The organism is Curtobacterium sp. Curtsp22 (genome assembly GCF_059492135.1).
On sequence record NZ_CP168519.1, the window covers coordinates 2,064,518 to 2,090,664 of the forward strand.

The 26,147-nt window shown below is 70.8% G+C and carries 30 protein-coding genes; 9 read left to right on the forward strand and 21 right to left on the reverse strand.

Translation table 11 applies throughout. The features are described 5' to 3' along the window. Positions 1-2: 2 nt before the first annotated feature. From ACEN8D_RS09835 to ACEN8D_RS09845, 3 genes are read right to left on the reverse strand one after another with little or no spacing between them, the layout of a single operon-like run. Positions 3-968, reverse strand: coding sequence for a carbohydrate ABC transporter permease (locus ACEN8D_RS09835; protein WP_083295110.1), 966 nt, complete (start codon positions 966-968; stop codon positions 3-5). Continuing rightward, positions 965-2,005 (reverse strand): carbohydrate ABC transporter permease, encoded by a 1,041-nt coding sequence (locus ACEN8D_RS09840; RefSeq protein WP_413398598.1) that lies wholly within the window; start codon positions 2,003-2,005, stop codon positions 965-967. The genes ACEN8D_RS09835 and ACEN8D_RS09840 overlap by 4 nt, the downstream gene beginning before the upstream one ends. Before the next feature lie 5 nt (positions 2,006-2,010). Then, the gene (locus ACEN8D_RS09845; RefSeq protein WP_092388203.1) at positions 2,011-3,276 is read right to left on the reverse strand and encodes an extracellular solute-binding protein; all 1,266 of its coding nucleotides are present in this window, start codon (positions 3,274-3,276) and stop codon (positions 2,011-2,013) included. 96 nt (positions 3,277-3,372) lie between these two features. On the opposite strand from ACEN8D_RS09845, the gene ACEN8D_RS09850 reads away from it, so the two are divergent. Beyond that, positions 3,373-4,359, forward strand: coding sequence for a LacI family DNA-binding transcriptional regulator (locus ACEN8D_RS09850; protein ID WP_309887099.1), 987 nt, complete (start codon positions 3,373-3,375; stop codon positions 4,357-4,359). Positions 4,360-4,387: 28 nt separating this feature from the next. On the opposite strand, the gene ACEN8D_RS09855 is transcribed toward ACEN8D_RS09850, so the two are convergent. Next, entirely contained in the window at positions 4,388-5,359 is a 972-nt protein-coding gene (locus ACEN8D_RS09855) for a nucleoside hydrolase (protein ID WP_413461285.1), read from the reverse strand. Between the two features lie 136 nt (positions 5,360-5,495). Here ACEN8D_RS09855 and ACEN8D_RS09860 point away from each other — a divergent pair, with 136 nt between their 5' ends. Beyond that, positions 5,496-6,170 (forward strand): hypothetical protein, encoded by a 675-nt coding sequence (locus ACEN8D_RS09860; RefSeq protein WP_413461284.1) that lies wholly within the window; start codon positions 5,496-5,498, stop codon positions 6,168-6,170. On the opposite strand, the gene ACEN8D_RS09865 is transcribed toward ACEN8D_RS09860, so the two are convergent. Continuing rightward, entirely contained in the window at positions 6,167-6,778 is a 612-nt protein-coding gene (locus ACEN8D_RS09865) for a helix-turn-helix domain-containing protein (RefSeq protein ID WP_413399268.1), read from the reverse strand. The two genes, ACEN8D_RS09860 and ACEN8D_RS09865, sit on opposite strands and share 4 nt — an antisense overlap. 67 nt (positions 6,779-6,845) lie before the next feature. Here ACEN8D_RS09865 and ACEN8D_RS09870 point away from each other — a divergent pair, with 67 nt between their 5' ends. Continuing rightward, positions 6,846-7,835 carry an NAD(P)/FAD-dependent oxidoreductase gene (locus tag ACEN8D_RS09870; RefSeq protein ID WP_413399267.1) on the forward strand — a complete coding sequence of 330 codons (990 nt, stop codon included), beginning with the start codon at positions 6,846-6,848 and terminating at the stop codon, positions 7,833-7,835. On the opposite strand, the gene ACEN8D_RS09875 is transcribed toward ACEN8D_RS09870, so the two are convergent. The 5 genes from ACEN8D_RS09875 to ACEN8D_RS09895 all read right to left on the reverse strand — a co-directional run bounded on the left by ACEN8D_RS09875 (position 7,820) and on the right by ACEN8D_RS09895 (position 11,531). Continuing rightward, positions 7,820-8,485, reverse strand: a complete 666-nt coding sequence (locus ACEN8D_RS09875; protein ID WP_309887103.1) for a pentapeptide repeat-containing protein — start codon at positions 8,483-8,485, stop codon at positions 7,820-7,822. The genes ACEN8D_RS09870 and ACEN8D_RS09875 overlap by 16 nt on opposite strands. Before the next feature lie 4 nt (positions 8,486-8,489). Then, positions 8,490-8,909, reverse strand: coding sequence for a DUF6314 family protein (locus tag ACEN8D_RS09880; RefSeq protein ID WP_413399265.1), 420 nt, complete (start codon positions 8,907-8,909; stop codon positions 8,490-8,492). 9 nt (positions 8,910-8,918) lie between these two features. Continuing rightward, the gene (locus tag ACEN8D_RS09885; protein ID WP_413399264.1) at positions 8,919-9,224 is read right to left on the reverse strand and encodes an SHOCT domain-containing protein; all 306 of its coding nucleotides are present in this window, start codon (positions 9,222-9,224) and stop codon (positions 8,919-8,921) included. 76 nt (positions 9,225-9,300) lie between these two features. Continuing rightward, positions 9,301-10,338 carry an NAD-dependent epimerase/dehydratase family protein gene (locus ACEN8D_RS09890; RefSeq protein WP_402737132.1) on the reverse strand — a complete coding sequence of 346 codons (1,038 nt, stop codon included), beginning with the start codon at positions 10,336-10,338 and terminating at the stop codon, positions 9,301-9,303. Beyond that, positions 10,338-11,531 carry a zinc-dependent alcohol dehydrogenase gene (locus tag ACEN8D_RS09895; RefSeq protein ID WP_413399263.1) on the reverse strand — a complete coding sequence of 398 codons (1,194 nt, stop codon included), beginning with the start codon at positions 11,529-11,531 and terminating at the stop codon, positions 10,338-10,340. The genes ACEN8D_RS09890 and ACEN8D_RS09895 overlap by 1 nt, the downstream gene beginning before the upstream one ends. 338 nt (positions 11,532-11,869) lie before the next feature. On the opposite strand from ACEN8D_RS09895, the gene ACEN8D_RS09900 reads away from it, so the two are divergent. Next, positions 11,870-12,688, forward strand: coding sequence for a polysaccharide deacetylase family protein (locus ACEN8D_RS09900; protein ID WP_402737133.1), 819 nt, complete (start codon positions 11,870-11,872; stop codon positions 12,686-12,688). On the opposite strand, the gene ACEN8D_RS09905 is transcribed toward ACEN8D_RS09900, so the two are convergent. After that, positions 12,680-13,315, reverse strand: coding sequence for a TetR/AcrR family transcriptional regulator (locus ACEN8D_RS09905; RefSeq protein WP_402737134.1), 636 nt, complete (start codon positions 13,313-13,315; stop codon positions 12,680-12,682). The genes ACEN8D_RS09900 and ACEN8D_RS09905 overlap by 9 nt on opposite strands. A gap of 54 nt (positions 13,316-13,369) precedes the next feature. On the opposite strand from ACEN8D_RS09905, the gene ACEN8D_RS09910 reads away from it, so the two are divergent. Then, a complete protein-coding gene (locus tag ACEN8D_RS09910; RefSeq protein WP_070417220.1) occupies positions 13,370-13,696 on the forward strand; it encodes a hypothetical protein in 327 nt (108 codons plus the stop codon). On the opposite strand, the gene ACEN8D_RS09915 is transcribed toward ACEN8D_RS09910, so the two are convergent. Then, positions 13,680-14,180 carry a GNAT family N-acetyltransferase gene (locus tag ACEN8D_RS09915; RefSeq protein WP_070417221.1) on the reverse strand — a complete coding sequence of 167 codons (501 nt, stop codon included), beginning with the start codon at positions 14,178-14,180 and terminating at the stop codon, positions 13,680-13,682. The genes ACEN8D_RS09910 and ACEN8D_RS09915 overlap by 17 nt on opposite strands. 51 nt (positions 14,181-14,231) lie before the next feature. Between ACEN8D_RS09915 and ACEN8D_RS09920 the strand changes: the two genes are divergently transcribed. Next, positions 14,232-14,816 (forward strand): TetR/AcrR family transcriptional regulator, encoded by a 585-nt coding sequence (locus ACEN8D_RS09920; RefSeq protein ID WP_413398402.1) that lies wholly within the window; start codon positions 14,232-14,234, stop codon positions 14,814-14,816. Between the two features lie 85 nt (positions 14,817-14,901). Here ACEN8D_RS09920 and ACEN8D_RS09925 read toward each other — a convergent pair whose 3' ends face one another. Continuing rightward, the gene (locus ACEN8D_RS09925) at positions 14,902-15,798 is read right to left on the reverse strand and encodes an aminoglycoside phosphotransferase family protein (RefSeq protein WP_413398403.1); all 897 of its coding nucleotides are present in this window, start codon (positions 15,796-15,798) and stop codon (positions 14,902-14,904) included. A gap of 22 nt (positions 15,799-15,820) precedes the next feature. Between ACEN8D_RS09925 and ACEN8D_RS09930 the strand changes: the two genes are divergently transcribed. Beyond that, the gene (locus tag ACEN8D_RS09930) at positions 15,821-16,189 is read left to right on the forward strand and encodes a nuclear transport factor 2 family protein (RefSeq protein ID WP_070417224.1); all 369 of its coding nucleotides are present in this window, start codon (positions 15,821-15,823) and stop codon (positions 16,187-16,189) included. Positions 16,190-16,228: 39 nt separating this feature from the next. On the opposite strand, the gene ACEN8D_RS09935 is transcribed toward ACEN8D_RS09930, so the two are convergent. From ACEN8D_RS09935 to ACEN8D_RS09950, 4 genes are read right to left on the reverse strand one after another with little or no spacing between them, the layout of a single operon-like run. Further along, positions 16,229-16,879: a DNA alkylation repair protein gene (locus ACEN8D_RS09935; protein ID WP_413398404.1), complete on the reverse strand. Its 651-nt coding sequence runs from the start codon at positions 16,877-16,879 to the stop codon at positions 16,229-16,231. Then, positions 16,876-17,679 (reverse strand): sulfite exporter TauE/SafE family protein, encoded by an 804-nt coding sequence (locus tag ACEN8D_RS09940; protein ID WP_413398405.1) that lies wholly within the window; start codon positions 17,677-17,679, stop codon positions 16,876-16,878. Before ACEN8D_RS09940 ends, ACEN8D_RS09935 begins: the two co-directional genes overlap by 4 nt. A 17-nt stretch (positions 17,680-17,696) precedes the next feature. Next, positions 17,697-19,340, reverse strand: coding sequence for a DUF6119 family protein (locus tag ACEN8D_RS09945; RefSeq protein WP_413398406.1), 1,644 nt, complete (start codon positions 19,338-19,340; stop codon positions 17,697-17,699). A gap of 1 nt (position 19,341) precedes the next feature. Further along, positions 19,342-20,445, reverse strand: a complete 1,104-nt coding sequence (locus ACEN8D_RS09950; protein WP_413398407.1) for a type I restriction endonuclease — start codon at positions 20,443-20,445, stop codon at positions 19,342-19,344. Between the two features lie 276 nt (positions 20,446-20,721). On the opposite strand from ACEN8D_RS09950, the gene ACEN8D_RS09955 reads away from it, so the two are divergent. After that, positions 20,722-20,910, forward strand: coding sequence for a hypothetical protein (locus tag ACEN8D_RS09955; RefSeq protein WP_413398408.1), 189 nt, complete (start codon positions 20,722-20,724; stop codon positions 20,908-20,910). Positions 20,911-21,125: 215 nt separating this feature from the next. Here the strand turns inward: ACEN8D_RS09955 and ACEN8D_RS09960 are convergent, their stop codons facing one another. From ACEN8D_RS09960 to ACEN8D_RS09975, 4 genes are all read right to left on the reverse strand, one after another. Further along, complete coding sequence (locus ACEN8D_RS09960; RefSeq protein ID WP_413398409.1) at positions 21,126-21,827, reverse strand: NYN domain-containing protein; 702 nt, start codon at positions 21,825-21,827, stop codon at positions 21,126-21,128. Between the two features lie 115 nt (positions 21,828-21,942). Further along, entirely contained in the window at positions 21,943-23,139 is a 1,197-nt protein-coding gene (locus ACEN8D_RS09965) for a peptidoglycan DD-metalloendopeptidase family protein (protein WP_071303330.1), read from the reverse strand. A 152-nt stretch (positions 23,140-23,291) separates the two neighbouring features. After that, on the reverse strand, positions 23,292-23,768 hold the full coding sequence (locus ACEN8D_RS09970) for an SRPBCC family protein (RefSeq protein ID WP_070417228.1): 477 nt from the start codon (positions 23,766-23,768) through the stop codon (positions 23,292-23,294). Then, the gene (locus tag ACEN8D_RS09975) at positions 23,765-24,154 is read right to left on the reverse strand and encodes an ArsR/SmtB family transcription factor (protein WP_071303328.1); all 390 of its coding nucleotides are present in this window, start codon (positions 24,152-24,154) and stop codon (positions 23,765-23,767) included. Before ACEN8D_RS09975 ends, ACEN8D_RS09970 begins: the two co-directional genes overlap by 4 nt. A gap of 89 nt (positions 24,155-24,243) precedes the next feature. On the opposite strand from ACEN8D_RS09975, the gene ACEN8D_RS09980 reads away from it, so the two are divergent. Beyond that, positions 24,244-26,136: a gamma-glutamyltransferase family protein gene (locus ACEN8D_RS09980; protein ID WP_495600998.1), complete on the forward strand. Its 1,893-nt coding sequence runs from the start codon at positions 24,244-24,246 to the stop codon at positions 26,134-26,136. Positions 26,137-26,147 lie beyond the last annotated feature (11 nt).

Consider the following 26,147-nt stretch of genomic DNA (forward strand, 5'->3'; position numbering starts at 1 on the left):
GCTCATTCCTTGACCGCCCCGTCGCTGCCGTTCATGATGCGCTTCTGGAACACGAAGAACGCGACCGCCACGGGGATGGTCATGACGAAGGCCGCCGCGAGCTTGACCGGGAACTGGTTCCCGGCGCTCAGCGCGCCCGACGCCAGTGATGCGACGCCCTTCGTGAGCGTGGTGAGGTCGGGCGACGAGGTCGACACGATGAAGTGCGCGAGCTCGTTCCACGATCCCTGGAACGACAGGATGGTGATCGTCACGACGGCCGGACGCGCCATCGGGAGCACGACCGACCAGAAGGTCCGGAACGTGCCGGCACCGTCGATCTTCGCCTGCTCCTCGACGCTCACCGGGATCGATTCGAAGAAGTTCTTCATGATGAACACCCCGGCGGCGTCCACGAGCAACGGCACGATCATGCCCGAGTACGAGTCGTACATGCCGAGCTGGTTGATCACGAGGAACTTCGGGATGAGCAGGACCACGCCCGGCACCGCCATGACGGCGATGAGCAGGGCGAAGACGGTCTGGCGCCCCGGGAACCGCAGTCGCGCCAACGCGTACCCGGCGAGGGAGTCGAAGAAGATCCGGCCGAGCGTGACGAAGACCGCGACGATGATCGAGTTCATCGCCCAGATCCCGAAGTCGGAGTTCTCGAAGAGGGTCTGGAACGCCGCGCCGGTCCAGGTGACGGGGAGCGCCAGCGGGTGCAGGGAGGCGTCCTGGTCGGTCTTGAACGCGTTCACGATCGCGACGTAGAACGGCAGCAGGTAGACGACGGCGATCAGGACGCCGAACACCAGCAGGACCACGCTCCGCGGCGTGAGCCGACGTGGCCGCCGGCCCGGGCCGGGTGCCTGCGTGACGGTGGTGGCGCCGAGGTCCGGCACCGCGCCTCCTGGCACTGCCGCCCTGGAGGCGCGGGTCGGCTCGGTCCCGCCGCCTGCGGTCGCCGGGGTGGGTGCGCTGGTCATCGTGTGCTCCCCTTCTCGATCCACCGCATCCGACGGCGGGACACCGGGCGGTCGCGCAGCGCCCACCGCTGCAGCAGCGTGAAGACGACGATGATGCCGAACAGGATGAAGGCGATGGCTGCGCCGACGCCCCACTGCTGGCTCTGGAACGCGGACGTGTACGACAGGAACGCCGGCGTGAGCGTCGTGTTCGCCGGGGCGCCCTTCGTGCCCGTGTAGATCTGGTCGAAGACCTGCCACGTCCCGATCAGCCCGAGCGTCAGCACCGTGAAGAGCGTCGGGCGCAGCTGCGGCAGGGTGACCCGCCAGAACCGCGTCCAGGACCCGGCGCCGTCGATCATCGCCGCCTCGTCGACCTCCGGCGAGAGGTTCTGCAGCGCCGCGATGAACAGCAGCATGAAGGTGCCGCTCGTCGTGAACACCGCGAGCAGGATGAACGCGGTCATCGCGACCGACGGACCCGCGAGCCACTCCCACCACGAGATGCCGAGCATCGTGTGGTCGGCGAGGAAGGCCGGTGGTGTGCCTGCGCCGAGGTGGAACAGGCCGGTGGGCTCGTTGAACCAGTTCGGTCCGTTGATCCCCGCCCAGCTGATGATCTTGTTGACGGCTCCCGTCGACGAGAACAGGAACAGCCAGAGGACGGTGATGGCGACCGAGCTCGTCACCGAGGGGAAGTAGAACGCGGTCCGGAAGAACCCGCGCCCGCGCAGTGCCCGACCGCTGACGAGCAGGGCGAGCCCGAGCGCCACGGCGGTCTGCAGCGGGACGACGAACACGACGTACCAGAGGTTGTTCCGCAGCGCGGTGCCGAAGTTCTGCTCGTCGAGGCCCCCGCCACCGAGGATCTTGGCGTAGTTCTGCCCGCCGACGACGGAGACGTCGGACGAGAACGGGCTGCCGACACCCCGCCAGTCGGACACGCTGACCCAGGCCGCCATGACCACCGGCACGGCGAGGAACAGGCCGAGGACGATGATCGTCGGCGCGGTGAACAGCCAGCCCGAGACGGCTTCGGCACGGTTCTTCCGGGACACGTCCGTCAGCCCTTCAGCGCGGCGGCCATGTTCTTCTGGACGCCCTCGAGCAGGGTCTTGGTGTCGGTCGTCCTGAGGCTGCCGAGCTTCGAGTCGAAGTCGGCGATCACGTCGGCGGTCCCGGACGCGTTCGGCAGGCCCTGGGCGGCGTCCGCCTGGTCGAGGAACGCGGCGTACTGCGGGTACTCCTGCTTCCAGGTGCCGGCGGCCGACTCGACCGAGGGCATCACACCGAACGCCTTCGCGAACGCGAGCTGCTGGTCGGTGCTCGTCATCTTCTCGACGAAGGACAGCGCTGCCTTCTGGTTCGGGGAGTCCTTCGCGATGCCCCAGCAGTTCGTGAACTGCAGCGTGCCGGCACCCTTCGGGCCCTTCGGCAGGGCGACGACCTTGTAGTCAACGCTCGGGTAGCTCGACGACATCGCCCCGGTGAGCCAGTTGCCCTCGATGGTCATCGCGGCCTTGTCCTTGCCGAACGCGTCACCTCCCCAGCTCTCGCCGAGGTCGCTCGAGAACTTCATCGAGCCGTCGTCGAGCAGGCCCTTCACGTAGTCGAGGGCCTCGACGTTCGCGGCCGAGTCGACGGTCGCCTTCGTCTGGGCGCTGTTCGTCAGGGCACCGCCGGCTTGGGTCATGAACGCCCCGAGACGCTCGATCTGCGGGCTGGTCGTGAGTCCGACCCGTCCGTCGCGGGTGAGCTTCTCGGAGACCGTCCGCAACTGGTCCCAGGTGGTCGGGACGTCGCTGTCGGTCAGCCCGGCGGCCTTCCAGTCCTTCGTGTTGATGAACAGCGCGAGGGTGGAGAAGTCCTTCGGCGCGCAGTAGAGCTGGTCGTCCACGGTGAACGACTTCGTGAGCGTCGGGTAGAAGTCGCTCGTGTCCTCGAGCTGGTCGCCGTAGGCCAACAGCGAGCCGTTCGCGGCGTACCCGGCGAGGGACGACGTGCTGACGTAGAACACGTCGGCGGGCTTGCCGGCCGCGAAGCCCTGGGCGAGCTGCTGGTCGAGGTTGTTCGCTGGCTGCACCGTCGCGCCGGTGCCCGAGGACTTCGACCACGCGGCGGCGGCGCTCTTCACGGCGGCGGTCTCGGCGTCGCCCGACGAGCCGATGAGGACGGTGAGGGGGTCGTCGCTCGAGGTGAGCTTCGCGGCGCCACCGCCGGAACCGTTGCCGCCCGAGCTCGAGAAGCCGGAGCCACAGGCGGAGAGGGTCAGAGCTGCGGTGAGCGCCATCGCTCCCGCGGTCAGCATGCGTGCTGTGCGTCGTTGCATCAGGGGGACTCCTCGTCGAGTGCAATACTTCGATCGTTCAAATTTGATCGATCAAACGAGTCGACCATACACCTGCGAGGCGCTACGGTGAACCCCATGTCGCATCCCGCCACCGTCGCCGACGTCGCCCTCGCCGCGGGCGTCTCACGGCAGACGGTGTCGAACGCGTTGAACCGGCCCGAGGTCGTCCGCCCCGCGACGCTCACCAGGGTCCGGGCCGCCATCGACGACCTCGGGTACCGGCCGCACGCATCCGCCCGTCGGCTCCGCACCCGCCAGAGCTCCACGCTCGGCGTCCGGCTTGAACCGGTGCACGGCATCTCCGGCGCCGTGCTCGACCGCTTCCTGCACGCGCTCGTCGAGTGTGCCGACCTGCGCGGGATGCGCATCCTGCTCTTCACCGCCACCGACGTCGACGACGAACTCGCACACATCGAACGCCTCGTCGAGGGCTCGGACGTCGACGGGTTCGTCCTCACCTCGACGTTCCACGGCGATCCCCGCGCGGCGTGGCTCGGCGCCCGGGACATCCCCTTCGTGACCTTCGGCCGGCCGTGGGGTCTGCCGGACATGGACGCCGCGCCGCACCCCTGGGTCGACGTCGACGGGTACGCGGGCGTGCACGTCGCGACCGAGCACCTGGTGGCGCAGGGGCACCGCCGGATCGGGTTCCTGGGCTGGCCGAGCCCGTCCGGACAGGGTGACGAGCGCCGACGGGGCTGGCGGGACGCGATGCGCGCGGCCGGGCTGCCCGACGACCCCGGGCTCACGTGCGAGGACGACGTCACCGCGGCCACGGGCACGGTCGCGGCGGCGGTCGAGGACGGCGCCGGGTTCGACGCGCTCGTCTGTGCGTCGGACACCCTCGCCCTCGGAGCCCGGTTCGCGCTCGGGGCGGCGGTGCCGGTGGTGGGCTACGACGACACCCCGGTGGCCGAGGCGGTGGGCATCTCCAGCGTGGAGCAGCCCCTGGTCGAGGTCGCCGCGGCCGCGATCGAGCTGCTCATGGGCACCGGTCGGACCGTCCTGCCCGCGTCGACCGGACACCGCCTGCTGGCTCCGCGGGTGGTCTGGCGGAGCTGAGACAGCGCGACCACGGCGTGCCCCTGCGCTACCGAGCGACGCCGTCGCGCCCGACCGACTCGCTCGACACCCCGCCGACGTGGAGGATGCGCTCGCGGATGACGTCCGCCGCACGCTCGTCGGCCGACACCACGACACGGACCGCCGGCCCGTCCGCAGCGGGGACCGTCTGACCGTGCTCGACCCCACCGACCACCACGTCGAGCGGCGTGGTCCGGACGGAGGGCTCGACCTCGCCCGCCGCGATGGCCGCCGCCAGCGGGTCGTGGAGCGGTGCGCGACGGACGTGGTCGACCGACTCGTAGAAGTCGATGTAGCTGCGCAACATCGTGCCGAGCGCGACCCGGAGCGGATCGCCGGCCGCCGTGAACCGGTCGGCATCGGCGTCGTCGAAGCGGTGCTGCCGGGTGACGTCGAGCGGCACGAGCACGAGGTCGAAGCCGGCGCGGAGGACCCGCCTGGCGGCCTCGGCATCGTTGTGGACGTTCGCCTCGGCGGTGGGCGACACGTTGCCCGCGTCCCACACGGCACCGCCCATGATCGTCACCGTGCCGACGAGCTCCGGCAGACGCGGCTCGGCCTCGAGCGCGACGGCGAGGTTCGTCAGCGGGCCGATGGCCAGGACGTCGAGCTTCCGGTCACCGGCTGCGTGGTCACGGGCCAGCCGGACGAGGAGCTCGGCGGCGGGGTCCTCCGCGGCCGCGACACCCGGCGGGAGGTCGACCCCGCCGATGCCGTTCGCCCCGTGCACGTGCGGTGCGCCGCCGCCGTACGAGCCGCCGATCGGGTCGTGCGCGCCGACCGCGACGGGCACGGTCCGGCCGCACAGGGCCAGCAGCGCCGCCGTGTTGACGGCCGCCGTCGCCGCGTCGGTGTTGCCGGAGACCGTACCGATGCCGACGAGGTCGACGTGCGGGACGTCGAGCAGGTAGGTGAGGGCGAGGGCGTCGTCGACGCCGGTGTCGCAGTCGAGGAAGAGCGGGACGGTGGGCGTGGTCACCCGGTCATCCTCCCATCGCCCGCCGGAACCGCCGAGGACACGATCCGATGACGATCGGGATCGACCGGAGACCTGCACGACTACCGTCGGCAGTGGGCCGCTGACCGGCCCGAGACGGCTGCACCAGGGGGATCACATGCGACGGAACAGGACCACGGGGACCACGGCCATCGCGATCGCGCTCACCGGGCTGGCGCTCACCGGCTGCGCCCAGGGCACGACCGGCACCGGTTCCGCCCCGACCGGGACGACGTCGCCGGGGGCTTCGAGTACGACGTCCACTCCGAGCGCCTCCCCGACCACGCCGGGCTCGACCCCGCGTCCGACCTCGACGATCACCCCGGTGCCCGGGGTCGACGACGACGCCGGCCGGATCCCGGACTCGTGCACGGCGCTCATCACGGCGGGCAAGTGGGACTCCTCGTTCGCGGGGTCCCCGCTGAACGACCCGACCGTCGTCGGGAACCCGGTGGTGGTGTCGAAGGACGACCTCACCCCGGTGCTCCAGCCGGACGGCAAGCAGCTCTCCTGCGTCTGGAAGGACCCGCGGGCGGACATCTCGTTCCTGTCGATCCGGGTCGCGACCGTCGACTCGACCAAGGCGTACCCGCACCTGAAGTCGGCACTGTCCGGGTACGACTGCTCCCTCGACGGCTACGGGTACCGCTGCCAGAAGATCACGCAGAACAGCCAGTACCCAGTCACCGACGGCGACACGTACTACACGCGCGGCGACGTCGGCATCCACGTCCAGCAGTCGAACACGCCGACGTCGGGTCTCCTCGACGACGTCATCGCACACGTCTTCTAGCGGTCGGCGGGCCGCGACCGGATGTGCGCCCGCTCGCCCTGCGGCCCGTACAGGCACAGCACCTCGGTCACCTCGTCCGTGGTGTTCCCGACCCAGTGCGGCGTGTGCGTGTCGAACTCGACGACCTCGCCCGGCCCGAGGTCGAAGTCACGGTCGCCGAGGAGCAGCCGGAGCCGTCCGGACAGCACGTACAGCCACTCGTAGCCCTCGTGCGTCCGGAGGGATCGATCGGTGTTCGCGGGCTCTGGCGGGATCAGCTGCTTGAAGGAGCGCACGCCGCCGGTCCGTCGGGTGAGCGGCACCACCATCCGGCCGCCGTGCCGCTCCGGCGCGAGGTGCACCCGCGGATCCCCGGTCCTCGGCGCCCCGACCAGGTCGTCGAGGGGCACCTGGTACGCCCGCGCGAGCGGCAGCAGGAGCTCGAGCGTGGGCTTCCGCTGGCCCGACTCGAGCCGCGACAGCGTCGACACCGAGATCCCGGTCTCGGCGGCGAGCGCCGCGAGCGTGACGGCACGGCGCGTCCGCAGCGCGCGCAGTCGTGGGCCGACCCCGTCGACGACCTCAGCCGTCGTGCGCGGGGTGATCCGTTCCTCCCGATCCGTGGCCATGCCGGCCATGTTGCCAGACCGGCAAGGAAGTCTGCTGTCTGGGCGCGTGGATCCGCAGGATGCAGGCATGCGTGATCACTACGACGTCATCGTGGTCGGCGGAGCAGCCGCTGGCCTGTCAGCAGCACTCGTCCTCGGCCGTTCGCGACGGTCCGTGCTCGTCGTCGACTCCGGCGAGCCGCGGAACGCCCGCGCCGAGGGGGTCCACAACTACCTCGGGCGCGAGGGCGCCTCGCCAGCGGAACTCGGCTCGGTCGGCCGCGACGAGGTGGCCGCCTACGGCGTCGAGGTGACGACCGGGAGGATCGTGGCCGCGTCCGCCACGGACGGTGACGGTGTCGACCCGGTCGGCTTCTCGGTCACGCTGGAGTCGGGCGCGGTCGTCGCGACACGCAGGCTGGTCGTCGCCTCCGGCGTCGTGGACGTCCTGCCGGAGGTCCCGGGCCTCGCCGAGCAGTGGGGGCGCGGTGTGGTGCACTGCCCGTTCTGCCACGGGTGGGAGATCCGCGACCAGCGCATCGGCGTGCTCGTGACGTCGCCGATCGGGGCGCACCAGGTGCTCATGTTCCGCGCGCTGAGCGAGGACGTGACGGCCTTCGTCACGGACCCGGCGCTCGTCGACGACACCACCCTGACCGGTTTTGCCGCCCGCGGTGTCCGGGTCGTGACGGGACCGGTGCGCGACGTGGTGTCCGACGGTGATCGTCTCACCGGTGTCGTGGTGGCGTCCGGCGAGTTCGTGGCGCTCGACGCCCTGGCCGCGGCGAGCACGGCGGAGGCGCGCACCGGGTTCCTCGAGGGACTCGGGCTCGAGGCCACCGACCAGTTCATGGGAGACCACCGGTACGCGAGTGCCCTGACGGTGGACGCCGCCGGACAGACGAGCGTGCGGGGCGTGTACGCGGCCGGGAACGTGGCGGCGCCGATGGCGACCGTCATCGCGTCGGCGGCGGCCGGGACGCAGGCGGGTGCGGCGGTGCACGGCGACCTCGTGCAGGCTGACCTGGCGCGCGCGCCGGCGACCGCGTCCGCGCCGGCGGGTCAGTCGACGCGGTAGCCCGCCTGGGCAGCGAGGAGCGGCGCGAGCGTGTACAGCTGGTCGGCGGCGATCGTCGCGCCGCGGAACCCCTCGAGCCGCTCCACCCGGTCGAGGTCGGCGCCCCGGAGGTCGACGTGCTCGATCCGGGTGTTCGAGCCCTCGGCCGCGCGGATCCTCGTCCCCTCGAACGACACCCGCAGCAGTCGGGCGTCGGCGATGTCCAGCTCGTCGACGACGCAGTCGCGGAACACCACGTCTGTGAGTGTCGAGCCGCGGAGGTTCACGAACCCGAGCTTCATCCCGACGAACTCGACGCCGTTCAGCCCCGCGTCGTACAGCTCGGCGGAACCGATGCGGCCGCCGGCGATCCGGACCTCGCGCCAGGAGCTGCTCGACGCCCGGAGCACCGGCGCGTCGAGCGTCTCGACGACCGAGTCACGCACCCGCAGTCCCCGGAGGTCGGCGCCGTCGACCCGGAGGGTGCCGATCACCGACTCCTCGATCTCGAGGTCCGGCAGCCGCTCCCCCGCGAGGTCGAACACGTCGATGCGCTTCCCCTCGATCCGGTCGCCCGTGAGGACGTCGCCGGGACCGGGCGTCCAGTCGTCGAGGTCCGTCGGTTCGGTCAGGGTGATGCGCGGGGCGTCGGTACCGGAGCTGCGGGGCATGCACTCAGTCTGCCGCGTGGGACCGACGTCGCAGCGTGCTGTCGAGGACGTAGTCCTTCGCGGGACCGTGCGCCTCCCACCGGACCGTCCACCGTTCGGCGTCCCCGGCGAGCACCCCGGAGTAGTCGTCGGGCGCGCACGCGTGCGACACCGCCGATCCCCAGACCCAGTCGTGGAACACCCGGCCGTCGGCGAAGTGCACGGTCCAGCGGTCGTCCGGGCCCCGGCGCACCCGGAGCGTCCGTGCCACGGGGACGGTCCGCCCGTCGAAGGCCATCGTGCCGGCCTCGTCCCAGCGGACCTCGTCCGGGGCCGCACGCGTCAGCGTGGTCGTCCCGGTCACGAGGCCGGCGACCCCGGCACGCCGGTCGTGGACCGTGCGGCGCAGGGTCCACTCCCCGAGCAGGTCGATGGGCTGCAGCACCCGCCCAGGCTAGCCGCGGAGGGCCTCGGTGCGGGCGGTGCGGTGCTCCTCGTCGGAGATGACGCCGCGGGCGAGCAGGTCGTCGAGCTCGGCGAGCCGCTGCTCGAGCGGGCGTCCCGGCGCACGTCGAGCACGTCGGACGACGAGCACGACCGTGACGACGACCGCCACCACGACGAGCACCGTCACGACGCTCCACACGAGGTCGTAGACGGGCGGGACCAGCGGGTTGTGGGTCTCCGCGCCGAACTGCGAGACGTCCGGCCCCTCGAACTCGCCGGAGGCCATCGGGCTGGACAGCATCGCGAACATCATCGGGCCCCCTCGTGGACTGGTGGTGCGATCGTAGCCCGCGCGGGTCACCGCACGCTGCCCCACGAAGGGGCCACCCTCACCCGCTCAACGGCCCCGACCCCGGCACCCGCGCTCCGTCCGCGAACCCGGCCACGAGCTCGCGCAAGGCCTCCTCGGAAGTGTGCCGCGCCTCCCATCCGAGCACCGACCGCGCCCGGTCGGTCCGCATGATCGGCACCTGGGCCGCGATGTCCACCCACCCGGCGTCCGTCGGCTGCAACCGCAGCCGCCACGTGAGCGTGACGAGCCCGCGGATCAGCCACATCGGCGCCCGGATCGCCCCGAGCATGCCGAACGCCCGCGCCATCCTCGGCGGGTTGAGCACGGGTGTGGCAGCGATGTTGAACGCTCCGCCGGCACGTCGGTCGATCGCGCGCCAGAAGGCGTCGGCGACGTCGTCGGCGTGCACGGCCTGGAACACGAACGGCAGCGGCAACGGCAGGACCGCCCAGCGGATCCACCGGACGATCGACATCGGCACGAGTCGTCCGAGGAACAGTCCGCGGAGCTCGGCGGCGGCGCTGCGCTGGAAGACCAGTCCGGGGCGGAGCCGGGTCACGACGACGTCCGGGTGGCGAGCGGCGAAGGCGTCCATCGCCGCCTCGTTCTCGGCCTTGTGGATCGAGTACGTGGCGGTCGGGATGCCGGTGACGGGGAACTCCTCGTCGACGGGCGTCCGCTTGCCGTCCACGTCGACCCCGCGGTACGCCCCCACGGACGACGCGACGACGACCTGGGGGACGCCGACGCGCGCCACGGCCTCGAGGACGTTGGCGGTCCCGGTCACGTTCGTCCGGTACTGCGTCGGGATGTCGTGCGTCGGTTGCAGGGCCCAGCCGAGGTGGACCACCGCGTCGGCACTCCGGAACACCGCGGCCAACTGGTCGACCGCGTCCGGGGCACCGATGTCGACGGCGTGCCAGACGGCCGTCCCGTACGGCTCGGCACGGAGGTCCGGCAGCCGCCGAGCGATCCCGACGACCTCGACGGAGGTGCCCTCGGCACGGACCGCTGCCAGCCGCCGCAGCACGGCGGTCCCCAGGTTGCCGGTCGCGCCGACGACGACGATCCGCATCAGGCGGCGGCCAGTGCGGGGTCGAGCACGACCTTCACGCAGCCGTCCTCCTTCTTCTGGAACACCTCGTACATGTGCGGGGCGTCCTCGAGCGAGACCCGGTGGGTCGTCAGGTCGAGCGTCCCGAGCGGGTCCGACGGGTCCTGCACGAGCGGCATGATGTCGTCGATCCAGCGCTTCACGTTGCACTGTCCCTCGCGGACGGTGATCTGCTTGTCGAACAGCGTGAACATCGGCATCGGGTCCGCTCGACCGCCGTAGACACCGCTCAGCGAGACCGTGCCGCCACGGCGGACCAGGTCGATCGCCGCGTGCACGGCGGCGAGCCGGTCGACACCGGCGACCTCGATGGCCTTCTGCGCGATCGCGTCGGGCAGGAGTCCGGCGGCGCGCTGCGCGAACCCGGCGACCGGGTTGCCGTGCGCCTCCATGCCGACCGCGTCGACGACCCCGTCGGGACCGCGACCGTCGGTCAGGTCGACCAGCTGCGGCACGACGTCCTTCGTCAGGTCGAACACCTCGGCACCGTGCTTCGCCCCCAGGTCGCGGCGGACCTGCTCGGGATCGACGGCGAGCACCCGGTAGCCGAGGTGCGCGCCGATCCGGGCCGCGAACTGTCCGACCGGACCGAGGCCGAGCACCGCGAGCGTCCCACCCTCGGGCACGTCGGCGTACTGCACGGCCTGCCAGGCGGTCGGCAGGATGTCGCTGAGGAACAGCCAGCGGTCGTCGGGCGTGCCGTCGTCCGGGATGACGATGGGCCCGTAGTCGGCGTGCGGCACGCGGAGGTACTCGGCCTGTCCGCCGGGGACCTGGCCGTACATCTTCGTGTAGCCGAACAGCGAGGCGCCCGTCCCGTACTCGGCGGTCTGGGTGGTCTCGCACTGCGACTGCAGGCCGTTGCGGCACATCCAGCAGTGGCCGCAGGAGATGTTGAACGGGACGACGACGCGGTCGCCCACCTTGAGGTTCGTGACGGCGGAGCCGACCTCCTCGACGATGCCCATCGGCTCGTGGCCGAGGACGTCGCCCTTGTCGATGTAGGCGCCCAGCACCCGGTAGAGGTGCAGGTCGGAGCCGCAGATCGCGGTCGAGGTGATCCGCACGATCGCGTCGGTCGGCTCCTGGATGGTCGGGTCGGGGACGGTCTCGACGGACACCTTCTCGGTGCCCTGCCAGGTCAGTGCGCGCACGTCGCGTTCCTCTCGTGGTCGCTTCGGGCCGGCCAGGAGGCGCGGCTCGTCTCCCCACGTCGGTACCCGCCCGCCCCGTGGTGCGTTCCCAGCCCCGTCCGGTCAGCGCGTTCGGTGGCGGACGCGAGCCGCGCCTCCTGGCCCGCCCGCGGCGACCCCGGGTCCCGCGTCAGCCGCCTGCCGGAGGTGCGCATCGGAACGACGTCTGCGCGCCGTGCACCGTGCGCACTCGTCGTCGCCCTGCGCAGTCCCGTGCTCGCGCCCGGTGGCCGACCGGCCAACCGGATCGTCCCGCCAGCCGATGCGCCCGACCGGCCGGTCGACCGAAGCTGGTGCCGATGGACCACCGCACCACCCGCCGCTCCCTGCTCGCCGGAGCGGGCGCCCTGCTCGCCGCCGGGGCGCTCTCCGCCTGCTCGCCGACCGGACCACGACGGGAGGTCGTCGCGACGCACCCGCCGACCCCGACGCGTTCCCCGACGCCCACTCCCACGCCGGCACCGACACCGACGTGGGTGCAGCCGACGATCTCGAGGACGCCGCTCCCGGCGGGCACCGTGACCGGACTGCCGGCGGGGACGCCCGGGATCGCGTGGACCGTCGACGACGGAGCATCCTCCGACGTCGTCGGTGCCTACGCCCGCTTCGCCGCCGCGACCGGCACCCGGTTGACCTTCTTCGTGAACGGGGCGCGGCCCTCCTGGACGGAGCACGCCGACGCGCTCCGGCCCCTCGTCGAGTCGGGGCAGGTGCAGATCGGCAACCACACCTGGGACCACCCGGCACTGACGAAGCTCGGCGACCAGGCCATCGAGGACGAGCTGACGCGCAACCACGAGTTCATCGAGCGCACGTTCGGCGTCGACGCGCGCCCGTACTTCCGGCCGCCGTTCGGGTACCACGACGCCCGGGTCGACGCGGTGGCCGCACGCGTCGGCTACACCACGCCGTTGCTCTGGTACGGCACCCTCGCGGACTCCGGCGACATCGGTGCCGGGCAGATCGTCGGGTTCGCGGACCAGTGGTTCACGCCGGGCCGGATCGTGATCGGGCACGCGAACTTCCCGGGGACGATCGACGCGCTCCCCCGGCTGGGCGCGCTCGTCCGGCAGCGTCGGCTCGGGACGTACACGTTGGACGACGTGTTCTCACGCTGACCGCGGACCCCGCGCGGGACCGGGGCCGGGGTCGCCGGGATCGGCGGGGTCGGCGGGGTCGTGCCGGGTGGCCGTGACCCCGGGTCCTGCTTCGGTGCGTGCCAGCGCGCGACGGGCGGCGGCGCGGGCCTCGGCAGCGGTCGGGGCGGGTTCGAGCCCCAGCAGTCGCCGACGGTGTCGCTCCCCGAGGAGCAGCGTGAAGAGCGCTTCCGCCTCGCCCGGGTCCGCACCGGCGCGGACGAGCGCGGCCTGCGCCGTGAGCGGGCCGGCCTCGTGGAAGCCCCGTGCGAGTTCGGGCGAGCTGACGGCCGTGGCGATGACCAGCCGGTGCAGCGCAACCGCGCGGTCCGAGAGCAACGCCTCGACCACGGCGGTCGCGGTCGACTCGAGGTCGGGGTGCGCGTCGTCGCTGTACCCGTGGTGCCGCTGGACGACCGCCCGGAGCAGTGCCGCCTTGTCGCCGAAGGCCGTGTAGATCGTCCGCTTCGTGACCTCGGCCGCTGCGGCGACGCGGTCGAGCGAGACGTCCGCGAAGCCGTGCGCCAGGAAGAGGTCGGTCGCGACGTCGAGCACCCGTTCGTCGCGTGCAGCACGCTCCCCCGCGGTCGGTCGTCCTCGCTTGCCCATGGTCCGAGTGTACCGGTAATGATACGTTGGCGTTTCATTACGAGAGGATGCGCAATGGACGACGTGATCTGCCACGTGGCGATCGCCGACGACTGGGAGATGAGCCGCGGGTTCGGCGTGTACGAGGTCGCGACCCGGAACGTGCCGCTCGAACCCGGCGACCACGTCCGTGTGACCACCCCTGCGGAGGTCGATGCGATCGTGGCCGAGCGCTACGCCGACCTGTCCATCCCACTGCTCCGGATCGACCTGAGCGTCGCCGGACTCCGGGCCGGCGGCGTGGAGGTCGCCTGGCACGAGGGCACACCCCGGGTCCTCGGAGGCATCCCGATGGACCCGGACGTCGTCCTGGCCGAGACACCCATCAGTCCGCGGCGCTGACCGCGGGGACCACGTCGAGTCGCCGACCGAAGCACACCGAGTTCGTCGACCCGGCGTAGGCGCCGAAGAGCGGGATCGCCGTGTACCCCTCGCGCTCGTAGAACCGGATCGCGTCGGGCTGCGCCGTGCCGGTCTCGAGGACCACCGAGCCAGCGCCCGCCCGCACCGCTTCCCGCTCGAGCCGCCGGAGCACCGCCGTCGCCACACCGGTCCCCCGAGCGGACGGCGCCGTGTACATCCGCTTGATCTCCACGACCCCGGCACCGAGGACGTGGTCCGGGAGCGGCCGGAGTCCGCCGCAGGCGATCGCGGAGCCGTGCTCGTCACAGGCCAGGACGAACACCGGAACGTCGGCCGCGGTCGGCGGGACGCCGGGCTCGTGGTCGCTCGTTCCGTACCGCTCGTCGAGCTCCTGCCGCTGCGCTCGGCGGAGCCGGTCGGCGTCCGGGTGGTCGAACGGGACGGTCGTGATGGTCCAGCGCATGGCGATCCTTTCGGTAACGACCGTTACGGTAACACCTGTTACGCTTCCGGTGTGCCCCGGACCCGAGACGACGCCGCCCAGCGGACCCGGCTGTCCGAGGCCGTCTTCACCACCCTCGCCGACCTCGGTCCGACGGGCCTGACGCTCCGTGCGGTCGCCGAACGCGCCGGGTGCACGACGGGGCTCGTCCTCCACACGTTCCCCGACAAGCGCGCCCTCCTCCTGCACGCCCGGGACGTCCTGCACGACCGCACGAGGGTCCGTGCCGACGCGCTCGAGGCGGACGCCCCGGATGCGGCGTCGGCAGTGCGAGCCGTGGCCGGCGGCGCACTCGCGGTCGATGCCGGACGCCTCGCCGAGGCCCGGGCGTGGGTCGCGTTCCTCGCCGCTGCGCTCGGTGACCCGGTGCTGCGTGATCGGCACGTGACGAACAGCCGCGCCTTCGCCGAGCGACTCGCTCGACTGCTCGCGCTCGCGACCGGCCTCGCGGGTGCGGTGTGTGCCGACCGCGCGGCTGCAATGGCCGCGACCGTCGAGGGGATCACCGCGTTGGCCGCGGGCGACCCGGAGCGGTGGACGCCCGAGCGACAGCTCGCGGCGCTCGACCTCGTGCTGGACTCGGTGTTGACGCCGTAGTCCCGCCGACCCCGGCCCCGACGGGCGGTCCGACTCCTCGGGTAGGCCGGGCTGCGCGGGGCGGCCCGGCTGCGTGACGCGCAGCTCAGACCGCGACCGGATCGGCGAGGACCGCCCGCAGCACCGCCTCGTGCTCGCCCCGGTCCCCCGGCCCGGAGCTCCCCGCGAGCATGATGAGCGCCTTCCAGAGCACCCAGCCCCGAGCACGCGCCCACGTGTCCCCGTCGAGACCCACCGCGTCGCGGAACTCCCGGCGGGCATCGCCGTCGAGGAACGTCCACGCGAGGACGAGGTCGCACGCCGGGTCGCCGACGCCGCACGTGCCGAAGTCGATCACCGCGGAGAGCCGACCGTCCGCGCCGACGAGCAGGTTGCCCGGGGCGACGTCACCGTGGAACCACACGGCGGGCCCGTCCCAGACCGAGGCCGTCGCAGCGTCCCAGACCGCATCGCAGGCACGGCGGTCGACGGCGTCCCCGAGCGCGTCGAGCGCCGCCACCACCTCGGCCGCGCAGTGCGACGGGTGCGCTCCCCGGTGGAACGAGTGCGCCCCGGCGACCGGCCCGTCCCCGGCCGGCACGGCCCGGAGCTTCCGGAGCACCGCGCCGACGTCGGCGGCGAAGACCCGTCGGTCGAGGTCCGTCGCGCGGAGCGCGACCGTGCCGTCGATCCAGCGCCGGACCGACCACGGGAACGGGTACCCGTCGGCGGGGACGCCCAGGCCGACGGGCTCCGGCACCGGGACGTCGAGCCGAGACGCGAGGTACGGCAGCACCCGCTGCTCCTTCTCGACCGCCGCCACGTACCCAGCGGCGCTCGGCAGCCGGACCGCGAGCTCGCCGCCGAGCCGGTAGGTGCGGTTGTCCCACCCCTGCGGATCGACCTCGCGCACGGGCAGCCCGGACCACTGCGGGAACTGCGCGGCCACGAGCCGTTCCACGAGTGCGGGATCGATGCGGGGTCGGGGCACCTCGGTGTGCATGCCCCCAGGCTAGGCTCCGGGCATGGCCACCGTGTCCGAGCTGCTGACCGCGAACCTCCACGACGTCTTCGGGAACCGCGACGCTGCCTCCCGCCGTGCCGCGATCGAGCGGACGTACTCCCCCGACGTGACCTTCACCGACCCGGAGGGCACCGCCGTCGGCTGGGACGCCCTCGAGCAGAAGGCCGCCGAACTCCTCGAGACCGTGCCCGGCGCCTTCCAGTTCGTCGAGGAGGGGCGTCGCTACGTCTCGGAGACGCACGGCGCACTCGCGTGGGGCTTCGGCCCGGTCGGGGCGCCCGCCGTGCGCGGGATCGACGTCGTCGAGGTCCGCGACGGTGTCGTCGTGTCGCTCACGACGTTCTTCGCGGAGCCCACCGAGTCCGACTGAGGACACTCGCCGCGTCCGACGTGACGGCCGGCGGTCGCGTCAGCCGCGCAACCGGTCGCGTTCGGCAGCCGGCAGGTGCTCGGTCGCCGTCGCCCGTGCCGCCGGGCCCAGGAACCGCGCCTGCCGCTCGAGGAACGCCACGAGCGCGTCCTCCGACGCCCGCTTGCCGGTCTCGCGCAGCACCCACCCGAGTGCCGACTGCACGGTGTCGCTCCGCTCCCGCACGAGTCGCCCCGCGATGGCGAGCGGCACCTCTGCGTCGCCCTGCTTCACGAACGCCAGGGTCGCGACCAGAGCGATCCGCCGGACCATCGCAACGTCGGACTTCACGAGCGCGAACAGCGGTCCGGTCGAGCCGCCGACGAGCGGGGCGCCCACGAGCTCCTCCGCCCCGAGGTCGACCAGCACCGTGTCGTCGAAACGCTCCGCCTTCGCCGCCGACAGGTACTCGTCGGTCAGCTCCGGGTCCGGGTGCTCCCGCATCGCCTGCACCATCAGGAGCACTGCGACGAGCCGTGCCCCCGCGTCCTCGCTCCAGAGCAGCGCGGACCGCTCGCCCTCGTCGAGGTCGGCGAACTGCCGCGCGACGCGTCGCGCCGCCGGCACGTCACCGCTCGTCCGTGCGAACGCCGCGAGCACGGCCTCCGCATCCGCTGGGTTCCGTCCACCACCGGCCTGGAGGCGCGTCACGCGACCTCCCCGTCCGTCGCCTCGTTCCGCGGCACGGCCCGGCGACCACGGCGCAGGACGATCACCGCGACCACCACGAGGAACGCGGCGAAGAGCCAGGTGCCCACCTGCGGATCGACGAGGCGGGCGATCCACGCGCCTCCTGGAGAGCAGATCGCTGCCGTGATGCCGATCGTGAGGCCGACCCGCAGCTCCACCGCACGGCGCCGGAGGTTCGCCACCGTGCCGGAGACCGACGTCGGCACCATCGTGAGCAGCGAGGTGCCCTTCGCCAGCAGGTCGCCCGCGCCGAGGACGACCTCGAGCCCCGGCACGATGACGACCCCGCCGCCGACCCCGACGAGCCCCGACAGCACGCCCGAGAGCAGCCCGAGCAGCAGGAGCACGATCGCCTCGACGACCCCGAAGTGCACGTCGCCGCCACGCGTCGGCACCGTCGTGAACAGGGAGACGAGCACGACCGCGATGAACCCGACGAAGATCCACGGCAGGACCCGCAGCGGGAGCGCACGGAGGAGCCGCGCACCGATCGGGGCGCCGACGACGCTGCCGACCGCCAGGGTCAGGGCCGCGAGCCAGTGCACCTCGCCCTGCACGGCGTAGGTGATCGCACCGACGACGGCCGCGGGGGCGATCGCCACGAGGGACGTCGCCGAGGCCCGACGCTGGTCGAGGTGGATGAACGCCATCAGCGCCGGCACGACGATTACCCCGCCGCCGACGCCGAACAGGCCGGAGAGCACCCCCGCGACCACCCCGATCGCCACCAACACGAGCACCCGGCCGCCGCGCTTCTCCATCGTGCAGACTCTAGCCCCTATTCGAAGTGCACTCCATTGGTGGCTTTGGTGTTGCGCGTGCGAATCTTTTTTTCCAGCGGAGGGACTTTCATATCGATGCGAGCAATTGCAACCCTCAGGCCCGCGCTGGTTATCGATCTTAGAGCGTTAGCAAGTAACACTTTCGTGAAAAAGTAGAGCGTGTCATGCAGGGCACCCGGTCGTTCAGTTGCGATCGCAAGAACATATTCGGCCTGATCTCGTCGCAGCAAGGGCTCCTTCTCCCCGTGAATCTGGCTCCACGCCGCTCGTAGCATCGCAACATGCGGCGCGCTCCCCCAAAGCCCTGCGGACACGGTCGCCTGCGCAACAAGATGAGACAAACCAGGCGAGTTGCTTGCAGTCTTGATACAGAGCAACCTTCCGTCGTCCGTCAGTACGTCCGCCACCTCGATTTTATTGTTCACCCCGTAATAGGCAAGTTTCTTGTCGAGCAACGCCCACGAGCGGGAATCAGCCAGGTCGCGGTTATAAACTTCCTCTCGGTGATTACCGACCGAACGGGACTGCAAGTCGGCCACGTCCCAAGCGGGAAGGACAAGCTCGTCACTAACATCCGGTATGCGTGCCACCGCGCGCTCGACTTGCGCTACGAAGTCGGCACTAATTATAAACCAATTCGCTGCAGTAACGAAAAAGCGCTCCGCACCCATCTCAACTTCTGCCACTACGTAAGCGAAGAGAGGGCGGATTCGATCAACAAGGTCGCCATCTGCATCCACCGCGAGAACCTTCACGTCCTGTAGCCAGTCCAGTGTTGCCGCCTCGCTCTCAAGGAGCGTCAGAATCTCAGCTGCGTCGAGATCAGCCAAGATCCAACGCGAACGTCGGATGACAAGTTCGTAGTGATGGAAGCTGTCCTCATCTTTAGTGAATGGGTCCGGCGCCGCGTACGCCACTGCGCCATCGGCAACTAGTTGCCTCAGATTTACAAGAAGCCCAGGCAGACGAGAATCCCCACTTCCGAGTGGTCGCATCTGATCGAGGAATGGGAATTTTACCTTGAAAGAGTCGCGCTCGTATGCCTGGAATACTTCGTCAATCTTGCCGGGTAGCGCGCGAAGGCCGAAGTTGGGAACATTTAGACGGAGGGAGTCTCCTCCGGCAAGCGTAGATGCAAATCCGCCGTCTTCAGCTTTACCATTGATCTGCCGCATCCAGTCATCGTCCACCTCGATGTCGAGATCGCCGAAGTCTCCGTCGTTTGGCAAAACAGTTCGCTGATCCCGCGAATTGGTAGCGATTCCGCGAGTTTGAGCGCCGCGTATTTTGCCGGAAGCGATAACGTTGGCCGCCACACGAAGCCCGAAGCCTTGCTCGATATAGACGGACTCAATGACTTGGAATCCGATTCCAAACGTAACCGCGAAGACTCTCGCCTTCCGCTCGATAAGAATGACGACACCTGCCGAGTGTTGATCCGTGACAAGTGGGAGAACATCAAAGACGTCCTGTACATCACTGGCCCAACCTGGACGCTTTTCCCTGCTCTTGACCAGGATCGCGCGGGTATCAGGCAGGCCTGAGCCCACTGATTTCAGCTCTATTGGGTCTGCTGTCGACCGAAAGATATCGTCCCGAAGCTTCACGTCGGCTCGCAGGAGTTGTATTGTGAGCTTCATCTCATTCGGCCTCGCGGTAGCGACCAACCGCCCCGCGGATCAATTGAGCGTGGAGGTAGATGTCGTCGAGCGCCTCGATCGGGTGCTTGGTCTCGACCTTGTTCTCGTCGAACAGCCCGAGGTACTTCTGCTTCTTGCCGTTGAACCACAGACGAGCGATCGGCTTGCGGTTGTTGTCGTCGAGTAGGACGGCGAAGTACGACTTCTGGTCGCGGTGCGCGATGCGGTCCGGCTTCACCTCACTGCAGGCGATCGCCTTGACGATCTGGTAGCCCTCGAGTTCCTCGAGCGTGGTCTCGATCTCGGTGTCCCGGTCGAGATCGTCCTCCGCGACTGCCGCGCTCGTCATGGCCTCCGCAGGTGCTTCCGCTCCGACCGGGGACGTGTAGGAGGCGCCGAGAGCCGTCTTGAGGCGATCGTTGACCTGCTCGTTCAGGAACTGCTTCGACGCCTTCGCGACGAGCGTCGTGAACTGAGTCCGTGCCTCCTGGGTGAAACGGCCGTCGTAGACACGAGAGGCGAAGAGTCGGACGAAGTCTTCCTCCGGCTCGCGGAACTGCGCGGCGATCGCTCGCTTAATCGAGCCGACGTACTTGAGCTCTTCCGCCGCGCTGATGACCGAGTCGAGGTCGAAGACGTCCTTCGTGAGCTTGCTCAACTCCGGGAGGAGCGTCTCGTCGATGTCAGCGAGGTCCAGCACCAGGAACGGCCGGTCGTCCATCTTGTTCGGCGCGTCGAGGTCCGTGTAGAAGTTGTAGACCTCGCCGTTCGTGAGCACCGCGATGCGGGCATTGGTGACGGAGAAATAGCGGAACAGCTGGGACGCGTGCTCGATCTTCAGCGGCTCGGTGGATTTCTTGCACTCGATGAGGATCTGCACCTCGCCATCGCGCATGATCGCGTAGTCGACCTTCTCGCCGCGCTTCACACCGACGTCGGCGGTGAACTCCGGCACGACCTCGAGCGGGTTGAACACGTCGTAGCCGAGGATCGTCGAGATGAACGGCATGACGAACGCGTTCTTCGTCGCTTCTTCGGTCTGGATGGCCTCGCGCTGGTTCTGCACCTTCGTGGCCAGTGCAGCAAGGCGTTCTTCGAACTCCATCGTTCCTCCCCTGGGTCGATCCAACGTTAGTTGAAGACCTGTCACCAATGCGATCGCTCGCGCCCCCAATTCGCGGGCAGTGACCAAGCTACTGCAGGTGGAACATCACACATCATCACCGTAGGCTGCTGTATGGGGCGGCGGTCGCCGGACGATCGTCCCGGGCAAGGTTGAAGCCCACCACCGCTGCAACGGTGATGGGCTTCGAGTTGCTCTCCGAGTGGAGTGCCAGAGGGACACGCGACGTCCCGAGCGTTTCGCTCGGAACCAGCATACGTGACCCCGGTCACGGACGCACCCCTCGGCACCCCGCTCCTCGTGTCCGCCGGCGCTGACACACCGGAGGTGGTCTCGATGTCGAAGGACAACGGGTCCGAGCCCAGGCGTCGGATGTCCTGGCTGCCGGTCGCGAGCTTGCTCGTGGCCGTCACCAGGCTCCTGCTCGACGTCTGGCGGCGGGACTGAGACGGCGGCCCGCACTCGGCACGAGTGCGGGCCGTTCCGACTGGAGGGGCGTCGCCGAGGTCCGGGACTGTCGACTGGAGCAAAGCAGTCCGTGCTGGTGTCGCGCGTCTGCCACGAGTCGAGCGAGCGGCGCAGACGAGACGGCGGCAAGGTCCCGCGCTTGCTCGTGGCCGGCCTCTCGGATAGCGTGTGTGCCACACCCCCGGATGTCTCGACTACCGGGCGCGAAGCCCCGCCTCTGGCGGGGCTTCTGTACTTCTGACCACCCAGCGCTTCGGCCGGGTGACCGTGCCGTGGTCATCCACGATCCGCTCGGGCAACTGCGCCGCCAACATCGACGCCGCACGGACGTGCCGCACGTGATCGGGAGCGAGAGCGAGCAAGCTCCGAGCGGGGGCCGCCGTCGGGCTGATCAACCCGATCTCGACATCGGCGCGCTCCCGTGCCAGCCGCAGCGCATCGACGAAGTCCGAGTCGTTCGACAGGACGAACACCGCGTCCACGCTCCCGCTCATCGCGTCGCAGACGAGGTGCGCGGCCAGGCTGACGTCCGACCCCTTCTCCTCGATCTTGCGCACCCGCACGGTTCGAGGAGATCCGTCGGCCTGGAGCTCGAGCGGGCTGACGGCCATCCACCGACGATCCGACCGAAAGGTCCCGAAGTGCAGGGAGACCCCCGGAACGGTTGCGAGTGCGCGGAGGTAGGCGCGCTGTCGGGCAGGGGAAGCCGGGTCTTCGCCTTCGACGAACTTCACGTACGCGGTGAAGTACCGGACGTGGACCACCTCGAAGTCCGGGAGCAAGAGTTCGCAGAGCCGTCGGACGTCGAGCCACCGGCGTTCGGGCCGCTGTTCGAGCGCGCGGCGGTAGAGGTTGAACCCGTCGATGTAGATCCCTGCGCGCTTGGCTCCCGTCACATGACGATCGTGACATGTGATGTGCGGGAGTCGATCAGGCTGTGGATTTCGTCGCCCCCGGGGGCGAACGAGGACGAACGGCCCGCACCGGTCCAGTGCGGGCCGTTCCCCGGCGTCAGCGGAAGTGCAGCAGCGTCAACGGATCGAAGAGCGACCCCGCCCGCCGCGTCTCCACGTGCACGTGCGGCCCCGTCGACTGACCGGTGTTCCCGGACCGCCCGATCTCGCTGCGCACGGACACGATCTGCCCCTGCTTGACCTCGATCTTGCTGAGGTGCGCCGTGAGCACGGTGACGTTGCCGTAGGTCACGACGATGTAGTTGCCGTACGAGGCGTTGTTCGCGACGGTGCTCGTCACGGTGCCGGTCCCGGAGGCGTACACGGGCGTGCCCACTGCGACCGGAGCGTCGGCGCCCTGGTGGTAGCGCGGGACGTGTCCGGCCCCGCGGTCGTCGCCGTAGCGCCCGGAGATCTTCGTGCTCGCGACCGGCCACATCATGCCGGTGACGGGCTTCGTCGACCACACCCGGGTGTCCTTGCCGCCGTAGAGCACGACGTTGCCGTCCACCTGCACCATGAGCGTGCCAGCGCCGGCCGTTCCGGTCCGCGAGTTCCAGAGCGTGACCTTCTTCTGGGCGGCGTCGCGGCCGACGACGGCGAAGTTGCCGTCCTTGCGGAGCTCGGCCCACGCGCCCTTGTGGCCGGCGGTGCCGGACTGCCAGACGACCTTGCGGTTCACCGTCTGCACGAGGTTGCCGTCGGCCTGCATGGAGAGGCGACGGGCACCGCTGGTGTCGGAGCTGAGCACGGTGCCGGAGTAGATCGAGTTGCCGGCGGGGACGGTGCCCTGCTGGCTCGTCCAGTTCACGATCGCGGTCTTACCGGAGTAGAGCCCCATCGTGCCGTCGGCGCGGACGGCGAACGACGTGGACTGCGCGGTGCCGGCCGAGGCCCAGCGGACGATCCGCTTCCCGCCCCGCAGCAGGTCGACGGCTCGGTTGCGGCCGATCGTCACGATCGCGCCGGGCTGGTTCGAGGTGTTCGAGGCCCAGAGCACCTGGTTCCCGACGCCGTACTCGACGAGGTTGCCGTCGCCCTGCAGGATCAGCCGGAACTGCCCGTTCGGCGAGGTCACCGAGTCCCCGGGCTGCAGCGTCGTGCCGGCCGGCACGGAGCCCTTGTGGACGACGGCGGCGGACGCCGGTTCGGCGATCCCGACGACACCGCCGGCGACGACGGCGATGGCCACGACCGCGGCGGCGAGTCGAGGGAGTCGGCGTGCGTGCGCGACGGAGGACGGTGTGCTGGTCATGGAACCCCTGATCTGGAACCGGCCGAGCCCCTGCGCGGCCGTTCGGCGACGTGCTCTCGACACGCCGCCGAACGATGGTCACCTTTTCGTGACGAGTCCACAACCCCGTTGCCCGGACCGGACAACCCCAGTTCCGGGGGCAACGGCCGTCGTCACGGGGCCTGGAGGAACTCCTTCGGCGACCCCAGCAGCGCCTCGAGCTTGTGGAACGACTGCGTCCAACCGGCGATGTTCATGTCGCGCATGACCTCGGGGAAGGGGCCCTGGGTGAGGGTGACGATCGTGCCGTCGCCATCCTCGGCGAACTCGAGCGTGAGGGACAGCGGCGTCCCGTCCTCGATCCCGGGGATCCCCTGGGCGGTCGATGTGCCGACGATGATCCGGTTCTCCTCGATCTGCTCGAGCACCGAGGTCACCGGCGACGTCCACTCGGGGTTGTCGTTGCTCACCATCGTCAGGTTCCACGCCCCGCCGGCCCGGGCGTCGACCTCGACGGTGGCTGCCGGGACGTGGAAGCCGAGCGGCCCGAACCACAGCGCGAGCAGGGTGGGGTCGACGAAGGCGCGGTAGACGTCCGCGACGGGGTACGCGAACCGGTGCGTGGCGTGGGCGGTGAACTGTTCGGTCATGACTGCTCCTGGTGGTCGACGGACGTGACGGTCGGTGCGGTGGACGCGCCACCCACCGGGGCGGGCGGTCGCTGGGAGGCGAGCAGCGCCTCCAGGCTGTCGAACCGGCGGTCCCAGTCGGGCCGCAACCGGCCCACCCAGGTGCCGAGCTCGTCGACGGCCTCCTGCCGGAGGCGGCACGTGCGCCAGGTGCCGTGTCGTTCGCGGGTGATGAGGCCGGCGCGTTCGAGGATGCCGAGGTGCCGGGAGATCGCCGGCGCACTGACGTCGAACGGTGCCGAGAGGTCGGTGACGGTGGCTTCGCCCCTGCCGAGGCGTTCGACGATGCGGCGGCGGATGGGGTCGGCGAGCGCCGACAAGACGGCGTCGGTGCGGTCGGTCTCCATCGTCGCCTCCTCGGTGAACGTTGCGGTTAATTAACCGCTGGGTTCAGCATGGACGCACGCCCACATCGACGCAAGGGGAAGATGGACGCATGCCGAACCCCGCGTTCACGCCGCCCACCGCACACCCCACCCGCCCGGACATCCGCGGCACGTTCGGCACGGCGGCGGCCACGCACTGGATCGCGACCGCCACGGCACAGTCCGTCCTCGAGCGCGGCGGGAACGCCTTCGACGCAGCGGTCGCGGGGGCGTTCGTCCTGCAGGTCGTCGAACCGCACTTGAACGGCCCCGGAGGCGATCTCACCGCGGTGTTCGCCACCGCCACGGACCCGACGCCGACGGTGCTCGTCGGGCAGGGTCCGGCCCCGGCCGGCGCGACGCCGGAGCGCTACCGCGCCGAGGGCCTCGACCTCGTCCCCGGTTCCGGTGCCCTCGCCGCCACCGTCCCCGGCGCCGTCGACGCCTGGCTCCTGCTGCTCCGCGACCACGGCACGTGGGAGCTCGCGGACGTGCTCGCACCGGCGGTCGGCTACGCACGCGACGGCCACCCCGTCACACCCGCGGTGGTCCGGACGATCACCGCCGTGCAGGACCTGTTCCGGCAGCACTGGCCCACCTCCGCAGCGCAGTGGATGCCAGGAGGCGCGGTTCCCGTCCCCGGGGAACTGGTGCGCAACGAGGCGCTCGCCTCGGTGTTCGAGCGGCTCGTCGCCGCCGGTGCCGGCGCCGACACCCGGACCGCCCGCATCGACGCCGCCCGCGGCGAGTGGGCGGAGGGCTTCGTCGCCGAGGCGATCGACCGGTTCGTCCGCGACCCGCACCGGCACGCGTCCGGGACCGACCACGCCGGGGTGATCCGGGCGTCGGACCTCGCCGCGTTCCGGGCGTCCTACGAACCCGCGACGACGGCGGAGTTCCGCGGCTGCACGATCGCGAAGACCGGCCCGTGGGGTCAGGGTCCGGCGCTCCTGCAGACCCTCCGGCTGCTCGAACCGCTCGACGACGCCCGGCTCGACCCGTCGACCGAGCTCGGCGCGCACACGATCGCCGAGGCCCTGAAGCTCGCGCTGGCCGACCGCGAGGCGTTCTACGGCGACGGCGACGTCCCCCTCGACGTGCTGCTCTCGGACGCCTACACCGACGCGCGCCGGGCACTGATCGGCGAGCGTGCGTCGGCGGAACTGCGTCCGGGGACGGTCGACGGGGTCGTGCACGCCATGCCGCCGGTCCGGACGTCGTACGCGACCGGTGCCGCGGCGGGGCTCGGCGAACCGACCGTGCAGGTCGCTCGGGAGCGCGCACCCGGCGCGGCTGCCGCACCGGCCGTGCCTGCTGCACCCGCCGCTCCCGTCGAGGACCGCGGTGAGCCGTTCGTCGCCCCGGACGGCGAGACCCGCGGCGACACCTGCCACATCGACGTCGTCGACCGGTGGGGCAACATCGTCAGCGCGACCCCGTCCGGTGGCTGGCTGCAGTCGTCCCCGACGATCCCCGAGCTCGGCTTCTGCCTCGGCACTCGGCTGCAGATGACCTGGCTCGAACCGGGCACGGCGTCGACGCTGCGCCCCGGTGAGCGCCCGCGCACCACACTCACCCCGACGCTGGTGCTCCGCGACGGCGAACCGGTCGCCGCGCTCGGCTCACCCGGCGGCGACCAGCAGGACCAGTGGCAGCTGCTGTTCCTGCTGCGGTGGATCGTCGGCGGGTACTCCCCGCAGCAGGCGATCGACGCCCCCGCGCTGCACACGACGTCGTTCCCGGGGTCCTTCTGGCCGCGCACGTGGGAGCCGGCGGGGCTCGTGGTCGAGGACCGCCTCGGGGACGACGTGATCGCCGGCCTCGAGGCGCGCGGGCACGTCGTCACCCGGGCGGGCGACTGGGCGCTCGGGCGGCTGTCCTGCGTGACGCGGGACCCCGCGACCGGCGTGCTCGGCGCTGCGGCGAACTCGCGGGGCGCGCAGGGCTACGCCGCCGGACGCTGACCGCCCCGAGG

Excerpts from the sequence above, each read along its gene's own strand:
- ACEN8D_RS09835 (WP_083295110.1), bottom strand. The coding sequence starts at position 968 with ATGACCAGCGCACCCACCCCGGCGACCGCAGGCGGCGGGACCGAGCCG.
- ACEN8D_RS09845 (WP_092388203.1), bottom strand. The coding sequence starts at position 3,276 with ATGCAACGACGCACAGCACGCATGCTGACCGCGGGAGCGATGGCGCTC.
- ACEN8D_RS09850 (WP_309887099.1), top strand. The coding sequence starts at position 3,373 with ATGTCGCATCCCGCCACCGTCGCCGACGTCGCCCTCGCCGCGGGCGTC.
- ACEN8D_RS09860 (WP_413461284.1), top strand. The coding sequence starts at position 5,496 with ATGCGACGGAACAGGACCACGGGGACCACGGCCATCGCGATCGCGCTC.
- ACEN8D_RS09865 (WP_413399268.1), bottom strand. The coding sequence starts at position 6,778 with ATGGCCACGGATCGGGAGGAACGGATCACCCCGCGCACGACGGCTGAG.
- ACEN8D_RS09870 (WP_413399267.1), top strand. The coding sequence starts at position 6,846 with ATGCGTGATCACTACGACGTCATCGTGGTCGGCGGAGCAGCCGCTGGC.
- ACEN8D_RS09875 (WP_309887103.1), bottom strand. The coding sequence starts at position 8,485 with ATGCCCCGCAGCTCCGGTACCGACGCCCCGCGCATCACCCTGACCGAA.
- ACEN8D_RS09885 (WP_413399264.1), bottom strand. The coding sequence starts at position 9,224 with ATGATGTTCGCGATGCTGTCCAGCCCGATGGCCTCCGGCGAGTTCGAG.
- ACEN8D_RS09890 (WP_402737132.1), bottom strand. The coding sequence starts at position 10,338 with ATGCGGATCGTCGTCGTCGGCGCGACCGGCAACCTGGGGACCGCCGTG.
- ACEN8D_RS09900 (WP_402737133.1), top strand. The coding sequence starts at position 11,870 with ATGGACCACCGCACCACCCGCCGCTCCCTGCTCGCCGGAGCGGGCGCC.
- ACEN8D_RS09905 (WP_402737134.1), bottom strand. The coding sequence starts at position 13,315 with ATGGGCAAGCGAGGACGACCGACCGCGGGGGAGCGTGCTGCACGCGAC.
- ACEN8D_RS09910 (WP_070417220.1), top strand. The coding sequence starts at position 13,370 with ATGGACGACGTGATCTGCCACGTGGCGATCGCCGACGACTGGGAGATG.
- ACEN8D_RS09915 (WP_070417221.1), bottom strand. The coding sequence starts at position 14,180 with ATGCGCTGGACCATCACGACCGTCCCGTTCGACCACCCGGACGCCGAC.
- ACEN8D_RS09925 (WP_413398403.1), bottom strand. The coding sequence starts at position 15,798 with ATGCACACCGAGGTGCCCCGACCCCGCATCGATCCCGCACTCGTGGAA.
- ACEN8D_RS09930 (WP_070417224.1), top strand. The coding sequence starts at position 15,821 with ATGGCCACCGTGTCCGAGCTGCTGACCGCGAACCTCCACGACGTCTTC.
- ACEN8D_RS09940 (WP_413398405.1), bottom strand. The coding sequence starts at position 17,679 with ATGGAGAAGCGCGGCGGCCGGGTGCTCGTGTTGGTGGCGATCGGGGTG.
- ACEN8D_RS09945 (WP_413398406.1), bottom strand. The coding sequence starts at position 19,340 with ATGAAGCTCACAATACAACTCCTGCGAGCCGACGTGAAGCTTCGGGAC.
- ACEN8D_RS09950 (WP_413398407.1), bottom strand. The coding sequence starts at position 20,445 with ATGGAGTTCGAAGAACGCCTTGCTGCACTGGCCACGAAGGTGCAGAAC.
- ACEN8D_RS09965 (WP_071303330.1), bottom strand. The coding sequence starts at position 23,139 with ATGACCAGCACACCGTCCTCCGTCGCGCACGCACGCCGACTCCCTCGA.
- ACEN8D_RS09970 (WP_070417228.1), bottom strand. The coding sequence starts at position 23,768 with ATGACCGAACAGTTCACCGCCCACGCCACGCACCGGTTCGCGTACCCC.
- ACEN8D_RS09975 (WP_071303328.1), bottom strand. The coding sequence starts at position 24,154 with ATGGAGACCGACCGCACCGACGCCGTCTTGTCGGCGCTCGCCGACCCC.
- ACEN8D_RS09980 (WP_495600998.1), top strand. The coding sequence starts at position 24,244 with ATGCCGAACCCCGCGTTCACGCCGCCCACCGCACACCCCACCCGCCCG.